Below are 20,078 nucleotides of genomic sequence, written 5' to 3'. Positions count from 1 at the left end.
TTTCATGCAGGATGGATCGTGTTGCGCATTCGAATGGCGGCGTGGTGCTCGGGCCGAGGGCGGCAACGGGTAGGCAACACCATCCAATCTTGGAGCTGACGCAGATGAAAGCGATCGAAATCACCGAATTCGGTGCGCCTGAGGTCCTCAAGCTGGCGGAGCGGCCGATGCCGCAACCCAAGGCGGGCGAGGTGCTGATCAAGGTGGCAGCATCGGGCATCAATCGTCCGGATGTGTTTCAGCGTAAGGGCAGCTATGCGCCGCCGCCGGGTACGTCCGATCTGCCGGGGCTGGAAGTGGCGGGCGAGATCGTGGGCGGCGCGATCGACGGGAAGAACAACCCGTTCGGTTTGAAAGTCGGCGATCGCGTGTGCGCGCTGCTGGCGGGCGGCGGCTACGCGGAATACGCGAGCGCGCCGCTGCTGCAATGTCTGCCGGCGCCGGCGGGTCTGGCGGATGTCGAGGCGGCGTCGCTGCCCGAGACCTTCTTCACGGTGTGGAGCAACGTGTTCGATCGCGCGCAGCTCGGTCAGGGCGAGGGCGGTTCGAACGAAGCGCTGCTCGTGCAGGGCGGCTCGAGCGGGATTGGCGTGACCGCGATCCAGATCGCGCATGCGCTCGGTTTTCGCGTGTTCGCGACGGCGGGGTCGGACGAAAAATGCCGAGCGTGCGAAGCGTTGGGCGCCGAGCGGGCGATCAACTACAAGACCGAGGATTTCGTTGAGGTCATCAGGTCGCTGACCAACGATCGCGGCGTCGACGTGATCCTCGACATGGTGGCGGGCAGCTACGTGCCGCGCGAACTTTCGGCGCTGGCCGACGGCGGGCGTCTCGTGCTGATCGCGATGCTCGGTGGCGCGAAAGCGGAATTGAATCTGAATGAGGTCATGCGCCGCCGTTTGACGGTGACCGGTTCGACGCTGCGTCCGCGGCCGGTCGAGTTCAAGGCGCGGATCGCCGCGCAACTGAAGGAGCGCGTGTGGCCGCATATTGAGGCTGGACGCATCAGGCCGGTCGTGCATCGCGTGTTTCCGGCCGCGCAGGCTGCCGAAGCGCACGCGCTGATGGAAAGCAGCACGCACGTCGGCAAGATCGTGTTGACGTGGGGTCAGGACGCTTGACACAGGCGGTTTGACCCGTTTCACCCCACGCAGTAAAATTGCGCGTTTTGCGCACGCCGGATAAAGCCCGACAGTTGGATTGCGGGCGTGAAGGCTGCAAGAGTCGCAAGCCGCCGCAAGCGGCGTCCGCTGACAGTAGGCAAGACAGGAAATACGAGACGATGTCGAAGCAACAACGAGCCAAACTGGTAGTCGGTAACTGGAAGATGCACGGGCGGCTTGCCGCAAATGCCGTGCTATTGCAAGCGGTGGCGCAAGGCGCCAGCGAATTGCCGGTCGACGTGCGGGTTGGCGTGTGCGTGCCGGGTGTCTATCTGGCCCAGACGCAATCGTTGCTGGAAGGCAGCCGGGTCGTGTGGGGCGTGCAGGACGTTTCGGCGTTCACGCACGGCGCCTATACCGGCGAAGTGGCTGCACCGATGATCACGGATTTCGGCGCAACGCTCGCCATCGTCGGGCACTCGGAGCGTCGCGCATACCATCGCGAAAGCGCCGAGCTGGTCGCGGTGAAAACGCAGCGCGCGCTCGAAGCGGGTCTGACGCCGATCGTCTGCGTGGGCGAAACGCTCGAAGAGCGCGAAGCCGGCTCGACCGAGCAGGTCGTCGGCGCGCAACTCGATGAAGTGCTGGCGAAACTGTCGGCGCAGGATGCGGCCCGTCTTGTCGTCGCTTACGAGCCGGTTTGGGCAATCGGCACCGGCAGGAGCGCAACGGCCGGGCAGGCGCAGGCCGTGCATGCATTCCTGCGTACGCGCCTCGCGGCAAAGGGCGCGGCGGATGTGCCGCTGTTGTACGGCGGTAGCGTCAAGCCGGAAAACGCGGAAGAGCTGTTCCGCCAGCCGGATATCGACGGCGGTCTGATCGGCGGCGCGTCACTGAAAGATCAGGATTTTCTGGCAATCTGCAAGGCGGCCGCAACGAGCGTCGCCAGCTAAGCCGGACGCCTCGGTGGGAACTCCATTTTGCGCAACACGCAGTGTGCGGCGCGCTTAAATAAAGACTCGGGTGAGTGTGATGCTGTATTTGAAAACATTGATTATCGTCGTTCAGTTGTTGTCGGCGCTGGGGGTCATCGGACTCGTTCTGCTGCAGCACGGTAAAGGTGCCGACATGGGCGCGGCGTTCGGCAGTGGCGCATCGGGTAGCCTGTTCGGTGCAACCGGTTCGGCCAACTTTCTTTCGCGTACCACGGCAGTGCTCGCCGCGGTGTTTTTCATCACGACGCTGGCGCTCACTTACCTCGGCGCGTATCACGCGAAGCCTTCTGCTGGCGTGCTCGGCGCGGCGGTAACGGCACCGGTGGCGCCTGCCGGCGCATCTGCACCAGCAGCTGTTTCGGCACCTGCGCAGGCGGCTGCACCTGCATCGCCCGCTTCGGTTCCGGCGACGGGTGTTCCGAAATAAATTTTCGTGCGACGTGCTTTTGTGCGTTGAACAATCTGCTTAAACAAGTTACAATTCAAGTCTTGAAGCGATTCGCGGGTTTTACAAGTTGTTTTCCCGGATTGCATAGAGTGCCGACGTGGTGAAATTGGTAGACACGCTATCTTGAGGGGGTAGTGGCGAAAGCTGTGCGAGTTCGAGTCTCGCCGTCGGCACCAAATGTTATCTAAATGCCAGCCGTTTGCTTCGCTTCGGCTGGCATTTTTCGCTTCTGGCGTAGGGTCTTCTGGCTTGCGTCATGTGCATTGAGGAAGTGATTCAGCGTCAGTAGTGCTATGCTCCTGACGGCACTCAGAACCAACCGATTGAGGATTGTCTTGAACCTCGCAGCCTATTTCCCCGTTTTGCTGTTCCTTCTTGTGGGCACCGGTTTAGGCGTAGCACTGGTCAGTATTGGCAAGATCCTCGGTCCCAACAAGCCCGATACCGAGAAAAACGCACCATACGAGTGCGGCTTCGAAGCATTCGAAGATGCGCGCATGAAGTTCGACGTGCGCTACTACCTCGTCGCCATTCTCTTCATTATTTTCGACCTTGAAACCGCGTTCCTGTTTCCGTGGGGCGTGGCATTGCGTGACATCGGCTGGGCCGGTTTCATGGCAATGATGATTTTCCTGCTCGAGTTCCTGCTTGGCTTTGCCTATATCTGGAAGAAGGGCGGCCTCGACTGGGAATGATGGATTAATCGCCGGTTTGCGTGGGTGGCCAAGGCTTGCCACCCCGTCTGGAGTGGAAAGCAAATGAGTATCGAAGGGGTCTTGAAAGAAGGGTTTGTCACCACTACGGCAGACAAACTGATCAACTGGACGCGTACCGGCTCGCTGTGGCCGATGACGTTCGGTCTTGCGTGCTGTGCGGTCGAGATGATGCATGCGGGTGCCGCCCGTTATGACCTCGACCGTTTTGGCGTGGTGTTTCGTCCGAGTCCGCGTCAGTCGGACGTGATGATCGTCGCCGGCACGCTGTGCAACAAGATGGCGCCCGCTTTGCGCAAGGTCTACGACCAGATGGCCGAGCCGCGCTGGGTGATCTCGATGGGCTCGTGCGCGAACGGTGGTGGCTACTATCACTACTCGTACTCGGTGGTGCGCGGTTGCGACCGGATCGTCCCGGTCGACGTCTACGTGCCGGGCTGTCCGCCCACTGCGGAAGCGCTCGTGTACGGCGTGATCCAGCTACAGGCCAAGATTCGCCGCACCAACACCATCGCCCGTCAATAAGGCCAACGCCTCCCCACAATATGGCAAGCAAACTCGAGACCCTGAAAGCGAACCTCGAGGCGGCCTTTGGCGGCCTCCTGTTGAGCACCACCGAGGCAATCGGTGAGTTGACGATCGTCGTCAAGGCGAGCGATTACCTCGACGTGGCAAAGCGTCTGCGCGACGATCGCTCGCTCGGTTTCGAGCAGTGCATCGACCTGTGCGGCGTCGACTATCAAACCTATGCCGATGGCGCTTACGACGGCCCGCGTTTCGCGGCTGTGCTGCAACTGCTGTCGGTGCAGAACAACTGGCGTTTGCGTCTGCGCGTATTCGCGCCGGACGACGACATGCCGATCCTGCCGTCGGTCGTCGAAATCTGGAATTCGGTCAACTGGTACGAGCGCGAAGCGTTCGACCTCTACGGCATCGTCTTTGAGGGTCACCCGGACCTGCGCCGCATCCTGACCGACTATGGTTTCATCGGTCATCCGTTCCGTAAGGATTTCCCGGTTTCCGGTTACGTCGAAATGCGTTACGACCCGGAAGAGAAGCGCGTCGTCTATCAGCCGGTGACGATCGAGCCGCGGGAAATCACGCCGCGCGTGATCCGCGAGGATCGCTATGGCGGTCTGAAACACTAAGGGAACGCCATGGCAGAGATCAAGAACTACACGCTCAACTTCGGTCCGCAGCATCCGGCAGCGCACGGCGTGCTGCGCCTCGTGCTCGAACTCGACGGCGAAGTCATCCAGCGCGCCGATCCGCATATCGGTCTGCTGCATCGCGCGACTGAAAAGCTCGCCGAAAACAAGACGTTCATCCAGTCGGTGCCGTACATGGACCGTCTCGACTACGTGTCGATGATGGTCAACGAGCACGGCTACGTGCTCGCCATCGAAAAGCTGCTCGGCATCGACGTGCCGTTGCGCGCGCAATACATCCGCGTGCTGTTCGACGAAGTCACGCGCGTGCTGAACCACCTGATGTGGATCGGCGCGCACGCGCTCGACGTCGGCGCGATGGCCGTGTTCCTGTACGCGTTCCGCGAGCGCGAAGACCTGATGGACGTGTACGAAGCGGTGTCCGGCGCACGGATGCACGCGGCTTACTATCGTCCGGGCGGCGTCTATCGCGATCTGCCTGACGCAATGCCGCAATACAAGGCGTCGAAGATTCGCAATGCGAAGGCGTTGTCGAAGATGAACGAGACTCGTCAGGGTTCGCTGCTCGACTTCATCGACGACTTCTTTACGCGTTTCCCGAAGTGCGTCGACGAATACGAAACGCTGCTTACCGACAACCGGATCTGGAAGCAGCGTCTGGTCGGCATCGGCGTGGTCAGTCCGGAGCGCGCGCTGCAGCTCGGTATGACCGGCGCGATGCTGCGCGGTTCGGGCATCGAGTGGGACCTGCGCAAGAAACAGCCGTACGAAGTCTATGACAAGCTCGATTTCGACATTCCGGTGGGCGTGAACGGCGACTGCTACGACCGCTATCTGGTGCGCGTCGAAGAAATGCGCCAGTCCACGCGAATCGCGAAGCAGTGCATCGAGTGGCTGCGCAAGAATCCGGGCCCGGTGATGACGAGCAATCACAAGGTTGCGCCGCCGTCGCGCGTCGGCATGAAGTCGAACATGGAAGATCTGATCCACCACTTCAAGCTGTTTACCGAAGGCTTCCATGTGCCTGAAGGCGAAGCGTATGCCGCGGTCGAACATCCGAAGGGCGAGTTCGGCATCTATCTGATCTCGGACGGCGCCAACAAGCCGTATCGCCTGAAGATCCGCGCACCGGGCTATGCGCACCTGTCCGCGCTCGACGAAATGGCGCGCGGCCACATGATCGCCGACGCCGTGACGATCATCGGTACGCAGGACATCGTGTTCGGCGAAGTGGATCGCTAGGACGTATTCATCGACGCGCGCGGCCGGTTTTCGCACCGGCACGCGCGTCAAGCAAAGGAACGCCGGGTCTGTCGCAGTGTCATGTCGGCGACAGGTTTTCGTTCGGTAGGAATTGAAAGAGTCGTGTCTGAAAATGATCTCAGCTGAAGGCCTGAAAGAAATCGATCGTGCGATCGCGAAGTACCCCGCCGATCAGAAACAGTCCGCCGTGATGTCGGCGTTGGCCACTGCTCAGGAAGAGCATGGCTGGCTGTCGCCCGAACTCATGCAGTTCGTCGCGGATTATCTCGGCATGCCGGCAGTCGCCGTGCAGGAGGTCGCGACCTTCTACACGATGTACGAGACCTCGCCGGTCGGCAAGTACAAGATCACGCTCTGCACGAACCTGCCGTGCCAGCTCGGCCCGGAAGGCGGCTCCGAAAGCGCCGCCGAATATCTGAAGCAGAAGCTCGGTATCGACTTCGGTGAAACCACGCCCGACGGCAAGTTCACCCTGAAAGAAGGCGAGTGCATGGGTTCGTGCGGCGATGCGCCGGTGATGCTGGTGAACAACCATCGCATGTGCAGCTTCATGAGCCGCGCGAAGATCGACCAGCTGCTCGAGGAGCTTTCGAAATGACGTGTTTACACGATCGTCACATCAAACCGCTGATTCTCGCCGGGCTGAACGGCGATAACTGGCATCTCGAAGATTACGTGGCGCGCGGCGGTTATGCCCAGCTGCGCCGCATCCTGGAAGAAAAGATTCCGCCCGAGCAGGTGATTGCCGATGTGAAGGCATCGGGTCTGCGTGGCCGTGGCGGTGCGGGCTTCCCGACCGGCCTGAAGTGGAGCTTCATGCCGCGCCAGTTTCCGGGCCAGAAGTACCTCGTCTGTAATTCGGACGAAGGCGAGCCGGGCACGTTCAAGGACCGCGACATCCTGCGCTTCAATCCGCATTCGCTGATCGAAGGCATGGCGATCGGCGCGTACGCGATGGGCATCACGGTCGGCTACAACTACATTCACGGCGAAATCTGGGACGTCTATAAGCGCTTCGAAGAGGCGCTGGAAGAAGCGCGCCGCGCCGGGTTCCTCGGCGACAACATCATGGGCTCGGGCTTCTCGTTCCAGCTGCATGCGCACCACGGTTACGGCGCCTACATCTGCGGCGAAGAAACTGCGCTGCTCGAATCGCTCGAAGGCAAGAAGGGCCAGCCCCGCTTCAAGCCGCCGTTCCCGGCGAGCTTCGGCGTGTACGGCAAGCCGACCACGATCAACAACACCGAAACGTTCGCGGCGGTGCCGTTCCTGCTGGCGGTCGGCCCGCAGAATTACCTCGAAATCGGCAAGCCGAACAACGGCGGCACGAAGATTTTTTCGATCTCGGGCGACGTCGAACGTCCGGGCAATTATGAAATTCCGCTCGGCACGCCGTTCGCCACGCTGCTCGATCTGGCCGGCGGCATCCGCGGCGGCAAGAAGATCAAGGCCGTGATTCCCGGTGGCTCGTCGGCGCCCGTGATTCCGGGCGAGATGATGATGCAGACCGACATGGATTACGACGCGATCGCGAAGGCCGGCTCGATGCTCGGTTCGGGCGCGGTGATCGTGATGGACGAGACGCGCTGCATGGTGCGCTCGCTGCTGCGTCTGTCGTACTTCTATTACGAAGAGTCGTGCGGTCAGTGCACGCCTTGCCGCGAAGGCACGGGCTGGCTGTATCGCGTCGTGCATCGTATCGAGCATGGCCTCGGCCGTCAGGAAGATCTGGATCTGCTGAACTCGGTCGCGGAAAACATCATGGGCCGCACGATCTGCGCGCTCGGCGACGCGGCGGCCATGCCGGTTCGCGGCATGCTCAAGCATTACTGGGACGAATTCGAGTATCACGTCGCCCACAAGCATTGCCTCGTCGGCGGCCATGCCGGCACGGCGGCGATGCCGGAGACCGTGGCTGCCTGACGATGGCTGCCCGAGTCGAGCCGGCAGGGTTGGCAGACAGATAACTACCGGATAACTACCCGACGTACACCTCAACCGCAGGATTCATCGCCCGAAGCGGGCGCTGAACAGGCGAACGATTGAGCGGTAACAGGTTAAGGAAGATTGACCATCATGGTTGAACTGGAAATAGACGGCAAGAAAGTCGAGGTGCCTGAAGGCAGCATGGTGATCCAGGCTGCGCATAAGGTCGACACGTACATTCCTCACTTCTGCTATCACAAGAAGCTGTCGATTGCGGCCAATTGCCGGATGTGTCTGGTCGATGTCGAGAAGATGCCGAAGGCCGTGCCCGCATGCGCGACGCCGGTGTCGGCCGGCATGATCGTGCGCACCCAATCGGACAAGGCGGTGAAGGGCCAGCAAGCCGTGATGGAGTTCCTGCTGATCAACCATCCGCTCGATTGCCCGATTTGCGACCAGGGCGGCGAATGCCAGCTGCAGGATCTGGCTGTCGGTTACGGCAAGTCGTCGTCGCGCTATAGCGAAGAAAAGCGCGTGGTGTTCCACAAGAACGTTGGCCCGCTGATCTCGATGGAAGAAATGTCGCGCTGCATCCACTGCACGCGTTGCGTCCGCTTCGGCCAGGAAATCGCCGGCGTGATGGAACTCGGCATGCTTGGCCGCGGCGAGCATTCTGAAATCACCTCGTTCGTCGGCAAGACGGTCGACTCCGAACTGTCGGGCAACATGATCGACCTGTGCCCGGTCGGCGCGCTCACGAGCAAGCCGTTCCGCTACAGCGCGCGGACGTGGGAGCTGTCGCGCCGCAAGTCGGTGAGCCCGCACGATTCCGTCGGCGCGAACCTCGTCGTGCAGGTCAAGAACAATCGCGTGATGCGTGTTCTGCCGTTCGAAAACGAAGCCATCAACGAATGCTGGATTTCGGACAAGGACCGCTTCTCGTATGAAGGCCTCAACAGCCCCGAGCGTCTGACCAAGCCGATGCTCAAGCAGGGCGGCCAGTGGGTCGAAACCGACTGGCAGACGGCGCTCGACTACGTGGTCAAGGGTCTGAAGGGCATCAAGGGCGACCACGGTGCGAATGCGCTCGCAGCGCTTTCCAGCGCGCATAGCACGATCGAAGAACTGTTCCTGCTCAAGCAGATTGCGCAAGCGGTCGGCACGCCGAATGTCGACTTCCGTCTGCGCCAGTCCGATTTCTCGGCGCCAGTGACTGGCGCGCCGTGGCTCGGCACCGCCGTCGCCGAACTGTCGAATATCGACGCGGCGCTCGTGATCGGTTCGGACCTGCGTCGCGATCATCCGCTGTTCGCAGCGCGTCTGCGCCAGGCGGCCAAGGGCGGCACGCAACTCACGCTCGTGCAGGCCACGAACGACGACGCACTGATTCCGCAAGCTCAACGCGTGGTGGCGGCACCGTCGGCATGGCTCGATGTGCTCGCGGGCATCGCCGGCGCGGTCGCGCAGGCAAAGGGCGTGGCACTGCCGGAAGCGTTCGTGGGCACGCAGCCTACCGATGCTGACAAGCAGGTTGCAGATTCGCTCGCCACGGGCGAACGCCGTCTCGTGCTGCTCGGCAACGAAGCGGTGCGTCATCCCGACTTCGCCGCGATCCACGCGGCGGCGCAATGGATTGCCGAGGCAAGCGGTGCGACGCTCGGCTTCCTCACGGAAGCGGCCAACACGGTCGGCGCGCACCTTGTGAACGCGCTGCCGGGCGAAGGCGGCCTGAACGCCCGCGAAGTGTTCGAACAGCCGCGCAAGGGTTATCTGCTGCTGAATCTCGAACCGGAATTCGATACCGCCAATCCGGCGCAGGCGCTCGCCGCGCTGAAGCAGGCCGAGATGGTCGTCGTGATGTCGCCGTTCCAGACCGGCGCCGACTACGCCGACGTGCTGCTGCCGATCGCGCCGTTCACGGAGACGGGCGGCACCTTCGTCAACGCGGAAGGCACGGTGCAGCCGTTCAACGGCGTCGTGCGTCCGCTCGGCGACACGCGTCCGGCATGGAAGGTGTTGCGTGTGCTCGGTAGCCTGCTCGGCGTGCCGGGTTTCGACTACGACACGGTCGAGGAAGTGCGCGCGGCTGCGCTCGGCGACGGCGAGCTGAACTCGCGTCTGTCGAACCGCACCAGCGTCACGGTGACGCGCGGCAAGGCGGCCAAGGCGGTGGAAGGTCGGTTCGAGCGTCTCGCGAACGTGCCGATCTATCATGCCGACGCGCTCGTGCGTCGCGCGGAGTCGCTGCATCTGACTGCGGCCGCACGTGTGGCGAACTCGGTCGGCCTGCCGGCTGCGCTGTTCGACAAACTGGGTTTGAAGGAAGGCGACGCGGTACGCGTGCGCCAGGGCGAGCAAGCGGTGCAGTTGCCGGCCGTGCGCGACGCGAATCTTGCGGAGACGGTGGTCCGCGTGTCGGCGGCTACACCTGCCGGTGCAGCGCTGGGCAGCCTGTTCGGTGAACTGCTGGTGGAGAAGGCGTAAATGAGCTTGTTCGATACGATCAACTCGGGCGGGTCCCAGCTTCTCGGTGTCGCTTGGCCCACGGTGTGGGCGCTCGTGCGCATCCTGGTGGTGGCCGTTGTGATCCTGCTGTGCGTGGCTTACCTGATCCTGTGGGAACGTAAGCTGATCGGCTGGATGCACGTGCGTCTCGGCCCGAACCGCGTCGGCCCCGCCGGCCTGTTGCAGCCGATCGCCGACGTGCTGAAGCTGTTGCTCAAGGAAGTGATCCAGCCCGCCCAGGCGAGCCGCTGGATCTACCTCATCGCGCCGATCATGGTGGTGGTGCCGGCCTTCGCGGTCTGGGCAGTGATTCCGTTCCAGGCGGGCGCGGTGCTCGGCGACATCAACGCGGGCCTGCTGTACGCGATGGCGATTTCGTCGATCGGCGTATACGGCGTGATTCTGGCCGGCTGGGCGTCGAACTCGAAGTACGCGTTCCTCGGCGCGATGCGCGCCGCGGCGCAAATGGTTTCGTACGAAATCTCGATGGGCTTCGCGCTCGTGGTCGTGCTGATGACGGCCGGCACGCTGAACCTGTCGGGCATCGTCGGCTCGCAGGAGCACGGCTTCTTCGCCTCGCACGGCCTGAACTTCCTGTCGTGGAACTGGCTGCCGCTCCTGCCGATGTTCGTCGTCTACTTCATCTCGGGCATCGCCGAAACGAACCGTCACCCGTTCGACGTGGTGGAAGGCGAATCGGAAATCGTCGCGGGCCACATGATCGATTACTCGGGTATGGCGTTCGCGCTGTTCTTCCTCGCCGAGTACATCAACATGATCGTGATCTCGGCATTGGCTGCAACTCTGTTCCTCGGCGGCTGGAGCGCACCGTTCGGTTTCCTGTCGTTCATCCCGGGCATCGTCTGGCTCGTCGCCAAGGTTTTCTTCCTGTTGTCGGTATTCATCTGGGCGCGCGCCACGTTCCCGCGCTACCGCTATGACCAGATCATGCGTCTCGGCTGGAAGGTGTTCATTCCGGTCTGCGTGGTGTGGCTGGTGGTGGTCGGCTTCTGGATCATGTCGCCGTTGAATATCTGGAAATAAAGGGCGGACGAACCCATGACCGCAATCCAAAACTTCTTCAAGACTTTCTTCCTCACGGAACTGCTCAAGGGTCTCGCGCTGACCGGACGTTATACGTTCCAGCGCAAGGTCACGGTGCAATTCCCGGAAGAGAAGACCCCGATCTCGCCGCGTTTTCGCGGTCTGCATGCGCTGCGCCGCTATGAAAACGGCGAAGAGCGCTGCATCGCCTGCAAGCTGTGCGAAGCGGTATGCCCGGCGCTCGCGATCACGATCGAATCGGAAACGCGCGCGGACAACACGCGCCGCACGACGCGCTACGACATCGACCTGACCAAGTGCATCTTCTGCGGTTTCTGCGAAGAAAGCTGCCCGGTCGACTCGATCGTCGAGACGCACATTCTCGAGTATCACGGCGAGAAGCGCGGCGACCTGTACTTCACGAAGGACATGCTGCTGGCTGTCGGCGATCGCTATGAAGCGGAGATCGCCGCCAACAAGGCTGCCGACGCACCGTATCGTTGAAGTGCTTTTCCGTTGATGCAGTAATAGCGGCAGTAAAAGCAGTAACACGGCCTGCTGTCGGGCCGAGCGCCGCGGTCTGAACGCCGCGGCACGGCGCACCTGTGCGACTGTTCTGGCGGTTCGCCCGCTTTTGCTGACCACGCGTGCCAAAGAACAATGCCTGACGATGGCCTAACGATGAACCGGTAATCATGGAATTCACGACCGTACTGTTCTACATCTTCGCGCTGCTCCTGGTTGTCTCGGGGCTGAAGGTGATCACCTCGCGCAACCCGGTGGCGTCCGCACTGTTCCTGGTGCTGGCGTTCTTCAACGCAGCGGCGATCTGGATGCTGCTCGAGGCCGAGTTCCTCGCGATCCTGCTGGTGCTCGTCTACGTCGGCGCGGTGATGGTGCTGTTCCTGTTCGTCGTGATGATGCTGGACATCAATCTCGACGTGCTGCGCAAAGACTTCAAACGCTTCGTGCCGATGGCGACGGTGGTGGGCGCGATCATCGTGATCGAGACCGCACTGATCCTGTGGCACGGCTACGGCGCGACGTCGACGGTGCTGCACGATACGGCCGCGGCCGCGAACGGCATGGGCGACTGGTCGAACACCCGCCTGATCGGCAAGATCATTTACACGGACTACATCTTCGCGTTCGAAGTCGCCGGCCTGATACTGCTGGTGGCGATCATCGCGGCGATCGCGCTGACCACGAGCCACAAGAAGGACAGCAAGCGGCAGAACGTCAGCGCGCAGGTCAAGGTGCGTGCGCAGGACCGCGTGCGCGTCGTGAAGATGGCGTCGGAGAAAACCGCGGCGACCCTCGCCGCGGAAGAAGCCGCAGCTGCGGCGGCAGCGGCAGCCGACTCGGCACCTGCCAAGAACAGCTGAGCGGACAGGAGATAGAAATCATGTTGACCCTAGCCCATTACCTTGTCCTCGGTGCGATCCTGTTTGCGATCAGCATCGTCGGCATTTTCCTGAACCGCCGTAACGTCATCATCATCCTGATGGCGATCGAACTGATGCTGCTCGCGGTGAACACCAATTTCGTCGCGTTCTCGCACTACCTCGGCGACGTGCATGGCCAGATCTTCGTCTTCTTCGTGCTGACGGTGGCGGCCGCGGAAGCGGCGATCGGCCTCGCAATTCTGGTGACCCTGTTCCGTAGTCTCGACACGATCAATGTCGAGGATCTCGATCAGCTCAAAGGTTAATTTCAGGAAAAGCGGTTATGTCCACGATACTCAATGAAAACCTGCTGTTGGCAATTCCGCTGGCACCGCTTGCCGGTTCCCTGGTTGCAGGGCTGTTCGGAAAGGCGGTAGGGCGCGCCGGCGCGCATTCGGTCACGATCCTCGGCGTCGCGGTTTCGTTCGTCCTCTCGGCCATGGTCTTCTTCCAGGTGATGGACGGCGCGAGCTTCAACGCGACCGTTTATGAATGGATGTCGATCGGCAAGACGCAGCTCGAAGTCGGCTTCCTCGTCGACTCGCTGACCGCGATGATGATGTGCGTCGTGACCTTCGTGTCGCTGATGGTGCACATCTACACAATCGGCTACATGGCCGACGACGACGGCTACCAGCGCTTCTTCTCGTACATCTCGCTGTTCACGTTCTCGATGCTGATGCTCGTGATGAGCAACAACTTCCTGCAACTGTTCTTCGGCTGGGAAGCGGTGGGTCTCGTGTCGTACCTGCTGATCGGCTTCTACTTCAAGCGCGAGTCGGCGATCTACGCGAACATGAAGGCGTTCCTCGTGAACCGCGTCGGCGACTTCGGCTTTCTGCTCGGCATCGGCCTGCTGTTCGCGTTCGCCGGTTCGATGAACTACGGCGAAGTCTTCGCGAAGCGCACCGAACTCGCGGCGCTGAATTTCCCGGGCACGGACTGGGGCCTGCTCACGGTTGCGTGCATCTGCCTCTTCATCGGCGCGATGGGTAAGTCGGCCCAGTTCCCGCTGCACGTCTGGCTGCCGGACTCGATGGAAGGCCCGACGCCGATCTCCGCGCTGATTCACGCGGCAACCATGGTGACGGCCGGTATCTTCATGGTCACGCGTATGTCGCCGCTGTTCGAACTGTCGGATACGGCGCTGTCGTTCGTGATGGTCATCGGTGCGATCACGGCGCTGTTCATGGGCTTCCTCGGCATCGTCCAGAACGACATCAAGCGCGTGGTCGCTTATTCCACGCTGTCGCAGCTCGGTTACATGACGGTCGCGCTCGGCGCCTCGGCCTACTCGGTCGCCGTGTTTCACCTGATGACGCACGCGTTCTTCAAGGCACTGCTGTTCCTCGGCGCGGGTTCGGTCATCATCGGCATGCACCACGATCAGGACATGCGCAACATGGGCGGCCTGCGCAAGTACATGCCGATCACGTGGATCACGTCGCTGATCGGTTCGCTTGCGCTGATCGGCACGCCGTTCTTCTCGGGTTTCTACTCGAAAGACTCGATCATCGACGCGGTGAAGCTGTCGCATCTGCCGGGTTCGGGCTTCGCCTACTTCGCGGTGGTCGCGAGCGTGTTCGTGACTGCGCTGTACTCGTTCCGTATGTACTTCATGGTGTTCCACGGCAAGGAGCGCTTCCGCGGTCCGAAGCATCCGGAATCGCCGATGGGTATCGAAGCCGCGGCGCATGCGCATGACGCGCACGGCCACGACGATCACGGTCACGCTCATGGTCACGATGATCACGCTCACGAGCCGCACGAAACTCCGTGGGTCGTGTGGGTGCCGCTGGTGCTGCTGGCGATTCCGTCGATCGTGATCGGTGCGATCGGTGTCGGTCCGATGCTGTTCGGCGACTTCTTCCAGCATGGCGTCGCGTTCGACAAGGTGATCTACATCGGCGAGAACCATCCGGCGCTGCACGAAATGGCCGAAGAGTTCCAGGGCTGGGCGTCGATGGGTCTGCACTCGGTGTCGGGCCTGCCGGTGTGGCTCGCGCTCGCCGGTGTCGTAGTTGCATGGTTCCTGTATCTGATCCGTCCGGACCTGCCGGCTGTCATCAAGCGCGCGTTCGGCCCGATCTACACGTTGCTCGATAACAAGTACTACATGGACAAGATCAACGAAGTCGTGTTTGCTCGCGGCGCGGTGGCAATCGGCCGGGGTCTGTGGAAGGAAGGCGACGTGGTCGTGATCGACGGCATCGTCAACGGCAGCGCACGCTTTATCGGCTGGTTCGCGAGCGTGATCCGCTTCCTCCAATCCGGCTACATCTACCACTACGCGTTCGCCATGATTATCGGCATGCTGGGGCTCCTGACCCTGTTTGTAACGCTCGGCGGCAAATAAGGCGAGGGACACTCATGCACGCTTATCCGATTCTCAGCATCGCGATCTGGTTGCCGATTCTCTTCGGCCTGCTGGTCCTCGCGATCGGCAAGGACGACAACCCGGCGCCGGCGCGCTGGATCGCGCTGATCGGCTCGGTCCTGAGCTTCATCGTCACGCTTCCGCTGATCACCGGTTTCGATTCGAGCACGGCGGATCTGCAGTTCGTCGAGCAGGCGAGCTGGATCGAGCGCTTCCACATCACGTACCACCTCGGCGTGGACGGCATTTCGATGTGGTTCGTCGTGTTGACCGCGTTGATTACGGTGATCGTCGTGATCGCCGCGTGGGAAGTGATCACGAAGAACGTCGGCCAGTACCTCGCGGCGTTCCTGATCCTCTCGGGCATCATGGTCGGCGTGTTCAGCGCGGCCGACGGCATGCTGTTCTACGTGTTCTTCGAAGCGACGCTGATCCCGATGTACATCATCATCGGCGTGTGGGGCGGGGCGAACCGCGTGTATGCGGCGTTCAAGTTCTTCCTGTACACGCTGATGGGCTCGCTGCTGATGCTGGTCGCGCTGCTGTATCTGTACAACGAAACCGGCACGTTCGATCTCGCCACGTGGCAGCACGCGCAGATCGCGATGACGCCGCAGGTGCTGTTGTTTATCGCGTTCTTCATGGCCTTCGCGGTGAAGGTGCCGATGTGGCCGGTGCATACGTGGCTGCCCGATGCGCACGTGGAAGCGCCGACCGGCGGCTCGGTCGTGCTGGCCGCGATCATGCTGAAGCTCGGTGCGTACGGTTTCCTGCGCTTCTCGCTGCCGATCGCGCCTGACGCGAGCCATTTCCTCGCGCCGGTCGTCATTACGCTGTCGCTGATCGCGGTGATCTACATCGGCCTCGTCGCGATGGTGCAGGCCGACATGAAGAAGCTGGTCGCGTATTCGTCGATCGCGCACATGGGCTTCGTTACACTCGGCTTCTTCATCTTCAACCAGCTCGGTGCGGAAGGCGCGATCGTGCAGATGATCTCGCACGGCTTCGTGTCGGGCGCGATGTTCCTGAGCATCGGCGTGCTGTACGACCGCATGCATTCGCGTCAGATCGCCGATTACGGCGGCGTCGTCAACATGATGCCGAAGTTCGCGGCGTTCGCGATGCTGTTCTCGATGGCGAACTGCGGCTTGCCGGGCACCTCCGGTTTCGTCGGCGAATTCATGGTGATCCTGGCGGCTGTCCAGTACAACTTCTGGATCGCGGGCGGTGCGGCGGTTACGCTGATCCTCGGCGCGGCCTACACGCTGTGGATGTACAAGCGCGTGTACTTCGGCGCGGTCGCGAACGACCACGTGAAGCATCTCGCCGACATCAGCCGTCGCGAATTTTTCATGCTGGCAGTGCTCGCCGCACTGACGCTGTTCATGGGGCTGTACCCGAAGCCCTTTACCGATGTGATGCACGTATCCGTGGAAAACCTCCTCTCCCACGTTGCTCAATCGAAGCTGCCGTTGCCTCAGTAACGACGAGCGGAGGAATTTAAGACCATGCAAAACGCCCCTATGACTGCTCTGTTGCCCGACGCGCTGCTGATGCTGGCCGTTGTCGTCGCGTGGCTCAACGACACGTTCGTCGGCCCGGACGGTCGCCGCACCACGTATTTCATCGCGTTCTTCTCGACGCTGGTCGCCGGCATCTGGTTCGCGATGAATGCGTTCGATCCGCAGGTGCATTACTTCTTCGACCACATGTACGTGGTCGATTCGTTCGCCAACGTGATGAAGGCGGTGGTGTCGCTCGGCTACGCGGTGTCGATCGTTTATTCGCGCCGTTATCTCGAGGACCGCGGCCTGTTCCGCGGCGACTTCTTCCTGCTCGGCATGTTCTCGCTGCTCGGCCAGATCGTGATGATCTCGGGCAACAACTTCCTGACGCTGTATCTCGGTCTCGAACTGATGTCGCTGTCGCTGTATGCGGTGATCGCGCTGCGCCGCGAAGTGGCGTCGTCGAACGAAGCGGCGATGAAGTACTACGTGCTCGGCGCGCTCGCTTCGGGCTTCCTGCTGTACGGTATCTCGATGCTGTACGGCGCGACCGGCTCGCTCGACCTCAACGAAGTGTTCAAGGCGATCGGCACGAGCCACTACGATCCGAGCGTGCTGCTGTTCGGCGTGATCTTCATCGTGGCCGGCGTGGCGTTCAAGATGGGTGCGGTGCCGTTCCACATGTGGGTGCCCGACGTGTACCAGGGCGCACCGACGGCGATGACGCTCACGGTTGGCGGCGGTCCGAAGGTCGCGGCATTCGCGTGGGGCCTGCGCTTCCTCGTGATGGGCCTGCTGCCGCTCGCGGTCGAATGGCAACAGATGCTCGTGATCCTCGCGGCGCTGTCGCTGATCGTCGGCAACATCACCGGTATCGTGCAGCGCAACGTCAAGCGGATGCTTGCGTACTCGGCGATCTCGAACATGGGCTTCGTGCTGCTCGGCCTGCTCGCTGGCGTAGTCGACCAGAAGACCACGGGCGCCGCGAGCGCGTACGGCTCGGCGATGTTCTACAGCATCGTCTACCTGATCACGACGCTCGGCACCTTCGGCGTCATCATGCTGCTCGCCCGCCGCGATTTCGAAGCGGACACGCTCGAGGACTTCAAGGGCCTCAATCAGCGCAGCCCGGTGTTCGCGTTCGTGATGATGATCATGATGTTCTCGCTCGCGGGCATTCCGCCGGCAGTCGGCTTCTATGCGAAGCTCGCCGTGCTGCAGGCGACGATGAACGCCGGTCTGACCTGGCTCACGATTCTGGCGGTTATCACCTCGCTGTTCGGCGCGTTCTACTACCTGCGTATCGTCAAGCTCATGTACTTCGACGAGCCGCAGGACAAGTCGCCGATCGTCGCCGACACGAGCACGCGCGCGCTGCTCGCGCTCAACGGCGTGGCCGTGCTGGTGCTCGGTATCGTGCCCGACCCGCTGCTGCGCGCCTGCCTGCAGGCTATCCAGCACACGCTGCTGCTCTGATGTCCGCTGCGGGTTGGTTTATCGTGCTGTTGGCGTTCGTGGGCGCCAACCTGCCGTTCCTGAATCAGCGCCTCTTCGCCGCCGTGCCGTTGAAAGCGGCGAAGAAAAGCGCCTGGCTGCGGATTGCCGAACTGATCGTGTTGTATTTCGTGGTTGGCGCGCTGGGTTTTCTGCTCGAAGCGCGCGCGGGAAACCGCTTCGAACAGGGCTGGCAGTTCTATGCGATCACGTTTGCGCTGTTCGTCGTGTTCGCTTTTCCCGGCTTTACCTTCCAATATCTCGTCAAACGCCGCTGACGGCGTCCCGCCGTCGCGCACCAGGCTGTTTTGAGGTCCGCACATGGCTGAACTTCCCAATCACGATGCCGCGCTAACCGAGACGTGTATCGACAGCAAGACGGTTCATCAAGGGCCGTTCATGACGGTCAAGTACGATACGGTCCGGTTGCCTGACGGTAAGCAGGCGACCCGCGAATACGTCAAGCATGCGGGTGCCGTCATGGTGATTCCGCTATTCGACGACGGTCGCGTGCTGCTTGAGAGCCAGTATCGCTATCCGATGGGCAAGGTCATGGTCGAGTATCCGGCCGGCAAGCTCGATCCGAACGAAGGCGCGCTGGCCTGCGCGGCGCGCGAGTTGCGCGAGGAAACCGGCTATACCGCGCGCGAGTATGTGTACCTGACGCGCATCCACCCGATCATTTCGTATTCGACCGAGTTCATCGACATCTATCTTGCACGCGGATTGGTCGCCGGCGAGCGCAAGCTCGACGAGGGCGAGTTCCTCGAACTCTTTACGGCGAAGTTCGAGGACGTATCCGAATGGGTGCGCACCGGCAAGATCACCGACGTGAAGACGATTATCGGCACGTTCTGGCTGGAGAAGGTGCTCTCGGGCGCCTGGCCGACGGCGACGCCGGAGACGGTATAAGTCTGGCGCTGCCAGATATCCGGCCTATAACACGAGAAGCCCCTGCCGGTCGATGACCGGCAGGGGCTTTGTCATTGGGCAACGCTTTTTCTCCGACACCTGAATATCCGTTTTTCATAGGCCATCTGGCTGGCTCGTCGAGTCGTTCGCGTGTCGCTAGTATGAGCTTTCCGGTCACCGCGTTCGTCATCGTTTTTATTTTGAATAACGAACGATAGGCAGCGAAGAGGTCTGACTTTGAAAGTCTTTGTGGTTGTCGATTGACAACTTATGAGGCGTCGGTTAAATTGGAGGTGTCGATGGTTAGAGGAAAGCACGCGAAGAAGGAGATCGAAGCGGCATTGGTCTACGCGGAGAAGCATGGCTGGCGCGTCCAGGATGGTGGGAGAGGTCACGCGTGGGGAAAAATCTACTGTCCTTATAAAGAGGCGGAATGCCGCTGCGGAGAGTTCTGTATATCGAGTGTCTGGAGTACGCCGAAGAATTCGGGCAATCACGCCAAGCATTTGCGGCGTATCGTCGACAACTGCACGGCTCGTGCGGTAACGGGGCGTGTGGCGCCGAACATGAAAGGCGCAAACCTGGGCTGAATGAAGACAGGAGTAACGTATGGAATATGTGTTCACGTTGAAATACCGGCTCGCAGCCGAAGACTGCGATGCCGACGAGATCGTCGAACGGCTGGGCGAAGCAGGGTGCGACGACGCCACGGTCGGCGTGGGACAACCGGGACGCCTGGGGCTGCTGTTTTCCCGCGAAGGTGCATCTGCGCTCGAGGCTGTCGTCAGCGCGCTCAAGGATGTCAAACGCGCGGTGCCGTCTGCGCAGCTTGTAGAGGCGGGGCCCGATTTCGTTGGCTTGACCGATGTGGCGGAAGTCGCCGGCGTATCGCGGCAGAACATGCGCAAGCTGATGCTGAGCCACGCCACGGACTTCCCTCCGCCTGTCCACGAAGGGAGTACGTCGGTGTGGCATCTGTCCGACGTGCTTGAGTGGCTCACTTCGCGCGGCGGATACAACATCAAGGCAGACGTGGTGGATGTTGCAAAGCTGGCGAAACAGATCAATCTTGCCCGGGGGGCGCGTCAGATCGAAGCGCGCGTCAGCCGCCGGATTGAAAACCTCGTCGCGTAAGCGTGATGCGGGGCATGCCGGTGTAGAGAGCCCTTAAGCATGATG

Annotated in this window: 21 protein-coding genes and 1 tRNA gene; all 22 read left to right on the top strand. The window is 61.5% G+C overall.

From position 1 onward, the window contains the following. Positions 1-104 precede the first annotated feature (104 nt). The 22 genes from G3N58_RS14775 to G3N58_RS14675 all read left to right on the top strand — a co-directional run bounded on the left by G3N58_RS14775 (position 105) and on the right by G3N58_RS14675 (position 20,033). Positions 105-1,121, top strand: a complete 1,017-nt coding sequence (locus tag G3N58_RS14775) for an NAD(P)H-quinone oxidoreductase (protein WP_167283363.1) — start codon at positions 105-107, stop codon at positions 1,119-1,121. Positions 1,122-1,282: 161 nt separating this feature from the next. Beyond that, positions 1,283-2,056, top strand: a complete 774-nt coding sequence (gene tpiA / locus G3N58_RS14770) for a triose-phosphate isomerase (protein WP_205999482.1) — start codon at positions 1,283-1,285, stop codon at positions 2,054-2,056. Positions 2,057-2,135: 79 nt separating this feature from the next. Next, complete coding sequence (gene secG / locus G3N58_RS14765; protein ID WP_167047747.1) at positions 2,136-2,525, top strand: preprotein translocase subunit SecG; 390 nt, start codon at positions 2,136-2,138, stop codon at positions 2,523-2,525. Positions 2,526-2,637: 112 nt separating this feature from the next. Then, positions 2,638-2,722 (top strand) — tRNA-Leu (locus G3N58_RS14760). Positions 2,723-2,881: 159 nt separating this feature from the next. After that, the gene (locus tag G3N58_RS14755; protein WP_167047744.1) at positions 2,882-3,241 is read left to right on the top strand and encodes an NADH-quinone oxidoreductase subunit A; all 360 of its coding nucleotides are present in this window, start codon (positions 2,882-2,884) and stop codon (positions 3,239-3,241) included. A gap of 63 nt (positions 3,242-3,304) precedes the next feature. After that, the gene (locus G3N58_RS14750; RefSeq protein ID WP_006052903.1) at positions 3,305-3,784 is read left to right on the top strand and encodes an NADH-quinone oxidoreductase subunit B; all 480 of its coding nucleotides are present in this window, start codon (positions 3,305-3,307) and stop codon (positions 3,782-3,784) included. A 20-nt stretch (positions 3,785-3,804) separates the two neighbouring features. Continuing rightward, entirely contained in the window at positions 3,805-4,407 is a 603-nt protein-coding gene (locus G3N58_RS14745) for an NADH-quinone oxidoreductase subunit C (RefSeq protein ID WP_167047741.1), read from the top strand. Positions 4,408-4,416: 9 nt separating this feature from the next. After that, a complete protein-coding gene (locus G3N58_RS14740; protein WP_167047738.1) occupies positions 4,417-5,670 on the top strand; it encodes an NADH-quinone oxidoreductase subunit D in 1,254 nt (417 codons plus the stop codon). A gap of 133 nt (positions 5,671-5,803) precedes the next feature. Then, entirely contained in the window at positions 5,804-6,289 is a 486-nt protein-coding gene (nuoE, locus tag G3N58_RS14735; RefSeq protein WP_167047735.1) for an NADH-quinone oxidoreductase subunit NuoE, read from the top strand. Next, a complete protein-coding gene (gene nuoF, locus G3N58_RS14730; RefSeq protein WP_167047732.1) occupies positions 6,286-7,614 on the top strand; it encodes an NADH-quinone oxidoreductase subunit NuoF in 1,329 nt (442 codons plus the stop codon). Before nuoE ends, nuoF begins: the two co-directional genes overlap by 4 nt. A gap of 153 nt (positions 7,615-7,767) precedes the next feature. Next, positions 7,768-10,101: an NADH-quinone oxidoreductase subunit NuoG gene (nuoG, locus tag G3N58_RS14725; protein ID WP_167047729.1), complete on the top strand. Its 2,334-nt coding sequence runs from the start codon at positions 7,768-7,770 to the stop codon at positions 10,099-10,101. Beyond that, complete coding sequence (gene nuoH, locus G3N58_RS14720; protein ID WP_167047726.1) at positions 10,102-11,166, top strand: NADH-quinone oxidoreductase subunit NuoH; 1,065 nt, start codon at positions 10,102-10,104, stop codon at positions 11,164-11,166. Between the two features lie 15 nt (positions 11,167-11,181). Continuing rightward, on the top strand, positions 11,182-11,670 hold the full coding sequence (gene nuoI / locus G3N58_RS14715; protein WP_012432383.1) for an NADH-quinone oxidoreductase subunit NuoI: 489 nt from the start codon (positions 11,182-11,184) through the stop codon (positions 11,668-11,670). A 191-nt stretch (positions 11,671-11,861) separates the two neighbouring features. Continuing rightward, positions 11,862-12,551 (top strand): NADH-quinone oxidoreductase subunit J, encoded by a 690-nt coding sequence (locus G3N58_RS14710; protein ID WP_167047723.1) that lies wholly within the window; start codon positions 11,862-11,864, stop codon positions 12,549-12,551. Positions 12,552-12,571: 20 nt separating this feature from the next. Next, a complete protein-coding gene (gene nuoK / locus G3N58_RS14705; RefSeq protein ID WP_006052894.1) occupies positions 12,572-12,877 on the top strand; it encodes an NADH-quinone oxidoreductase subunit NuoK in 306 nt (101 codons plus the stop codon). A gap of 17 nt (positions 12,878-12,894) precedes the next feature. Then, positions 12,895-14,967, top strand: a complete 2,073-nt coding sequence (gene nuoL, locus G3N58_RS14700) for an NADH-quinone oxidoreductase subunit L (protein ID WP_205999481.1) — start codon at positions 12,895-12,897, stop codon at positions 14,965-14,967. Between the two features lie 14 nt (positions 14,968-14,981). Then, positions 14,982-16,472 (top strand): NADH-quinone oxidoreductase subunit M, encoded by a 1,491-nt coding sequence (locus G3N58_RS14695; protein ID WP_167283367.1) that lies wholly within the window; start codon positions 14,982-14,984, stop codon positions 16,470-16,472. Positions 16,473-16,496: 24 nt separating this feature from the next. Continuing rightward, positions 16,497-17,969, top strand: a complete 1,473-nt coding sequence (gene nuoN, locus G3N58_RS14690) for an NADH-quinone oxidoreductase subunit NuoN (RefSeq protein ID WP_167283368.1) — start codon at positions 16,497-16,499, stop codon at positions 17,967-17,969. Continuing rightward, positions 17,969-18,265 (top strand): DUF2818 family protein, encoded by a 297-nt coding sequence (locus G3N58_RS14685; protein WP_167047712.1) that lies wholly within the window; start codon positions 17,969-17,971, stop codon positions 18,263-18,265. The genes nuoN and G3N58_RS14685 overlap by 1 nt, the downstream gene beginning before the upstream one ends. 43 nt (positions 18,266-18,308) lie before the next feature. Continuing rightward, the gene (locus G3N58_RS14680; RefSeq protein WP_167047709.1) at positions 18,309-18,899 is read left to right on the top strand and encodes an NUDIX hydrolase; all 591 of its coding nucleotides are present in this window, start codon (positions 18,309-18,311) and stop codon (positions 18,897-18,899) included. Between the two features lie 299 nt (positions 18,900-19,198). Beyond that, positions 19,199-19,489 (top strand): hypothetical protein, encoded by a 291-nt coding sequence (locus G3N58_RS34180; RefSeq protein ID WP_167047706.1) that lies wholly within the window; start codon positions 19,199-19,201, stop codon positions 19,487-19,489. A gap of 19 nt (positions 19,490-19,508) precedes the next feature. Then, complete coding sequence (locus tag G3N58_RS14675) at positions 19,509-20,033, top strand: DNA-binding protein (RefSeq protein ID WP_167283369.1); 525 nt, start codon at positions 19,509-19,511, stop codon at positions 20,031-20,033. The last annotated feature ends 45 nt before the right edge of the window (positions 20,034-20,078 follow it).

Origin of the sequence: Paraburkholderia sp. Ac-20342, from assembly GCF_017104985.1 — a bacterium.
Lineage (GTDB): Bacteria > Pseudomonadota > Gammaproteobacteria > Burkholderiales > Burkholderiaceae > Paraburkholderia.
This window is presented reverse-complemented; position numbering and strand designations above follow the sequence as displayed.

What these genes read in the sequence shown, in the direction of transcription:
- G3N58_RS14710 (WP_167047723.1), top strand. Translation starts at nt 11,862, where the DNA reads ATGGAATTCACGACCGTACTGTTCTACATCTTCGCGCTGCTCCTGGTT.
- nuoN (WP_167283368.1), top strand. Translation starts at nt 16,497, where the DNA reads ATGCAAAACGCCCCTATGACTGCTCTGTTGCCCGACGCGCTGCTGATG.
- secG (WP_167047747.1), top strand. Translation starts at nt 2,136, where the DNA reads ATGCTGTATTTGAAAACATTGATTATCGTCGTTCAGTTGTTGTCGGCG.
- G3N58_RS14750 (WP_006052903.1), top strand. Translation starts at nt 3,305, where the DNA reads ATGAGTATCGAAGGGGTCTTGAAAGAAGGGTTTGTCACCACTACGGCA.
- G3N58_RS14745 (WP_167047741.1), top strand. Translation starts at nt 3,805, where the DNA reads ATGGCAAGCAAACTCGAGACCCTGAAAGCGAACCTCGAGGCGGCCTTT.
- nuoG (WP_167047729.1), top strand. Translation starts at nt 7,768, where the DNA reads ATGGTTGAACTGGAAATAGACGGCAAGAAAGTCGAGGTGCCTGAAGGC.
- G3N58_RS14685 (WP_167047712.1), top strand. Translation starts at nt 17,969, where the DNA reads ATGTCCGCTGCGGGTTGGTTTATCGTGCTGTTGGCGTTCGTGGGCGCC.
- G3N58_RS14695 (WP_167283367.1), top strand. Translation starts at nt 14,982, where the DNA reads ATGCACGCTTATCCGATTCTCAGCATCGCGATCTGGTTGCCGATTCTC.
- G3N58_RS34180 (WP_167047706.1), top strand. Translation starts at nt 19,199, where the DNA reads ATGGTTAGAGGAAAGCACGCGAAGAAGGAGATCGAAGCGGCATTGGTC.
- nuoI (WP_012432383.1), top strand. Translation starts at nt 11,182, where the DNA reads ATGACCGCAATCCAAAACTTCTTCAAGACTTTCTTCCTCACGGAACTG.
- nuoK (WP_006052894.1), top strand. Translation starts at nt 12,572, where the DNA reads ATGTTGACCCTAGCCCATTACCTTGTCCTCGGTGCGATCCTGTTTGCG.
- nuoF (WP_167047732.1), top strand. Translation starts at nt 6,286, where the DNA reads ATGACGTGTTTACACGATCGTCACATCAAACCGCTGATTCTCGCCGGG.
- nuoH (WP_167047726.1), top strand. Translation starts at nt 10,102, where the DNA reads ATGAGCTTGTTCGATACGATCAACTCGGGCGGGTCCCAGCTTCTCGGT.
- nuoE (WP_167047735.1), top strand. Translation starts at nt 5,804, where the DNA reads ATGATCTCAGCTGAAGGCCTGAAAGAAATCGATCGTGCGATCGCGAAG.
- nuoL (WP_205999481.1), top strand. Translation starts at nt 12,895, where the DNA reads ATGTCCACGATACTCAATGAAAACCTGCTGTTGGCAATTCCGCTGGCA.
- G3N58_RS14740 (WP_167047738.1), top strand. Translation starts at nt 4,417, where the DNA reads ATGGCAGAGATCAAGAACTACACGCTCAACTTCGGTCCGCAGCATCCG.
- tpiA (WP_205999482.1), top strand. Translation starts at nt 1,283, where the DNA reads ATGTCGAAGCAACAACGAGCCAAACTGGTAGTCGGTAACTGGAAGATG.
- G3N58_RS14775 (WP_167283363.1), top strand. Translation starts at nt 105, where the DNA reads ATGAAAGCGATCGAAATCACCGAATTCGGTGCGCCTGAGGTCCTCAAG.
- G3N58_RS14680 (WP_167047709.1), top strand. Translation starts at nt 18,309, where the DNA reads ATGGCTGAACTTCCCAATCACGATGCCGCGCTAACCGAGACGTGTATC.
- G3N58_RS14675 (WP_167283369.1), top strand. Translation starts at nt 19,509, where the DNA reads ATGGAATATGTGTTCACGTTGAAATACCGGCTCGCAGCCGAAGACTGC.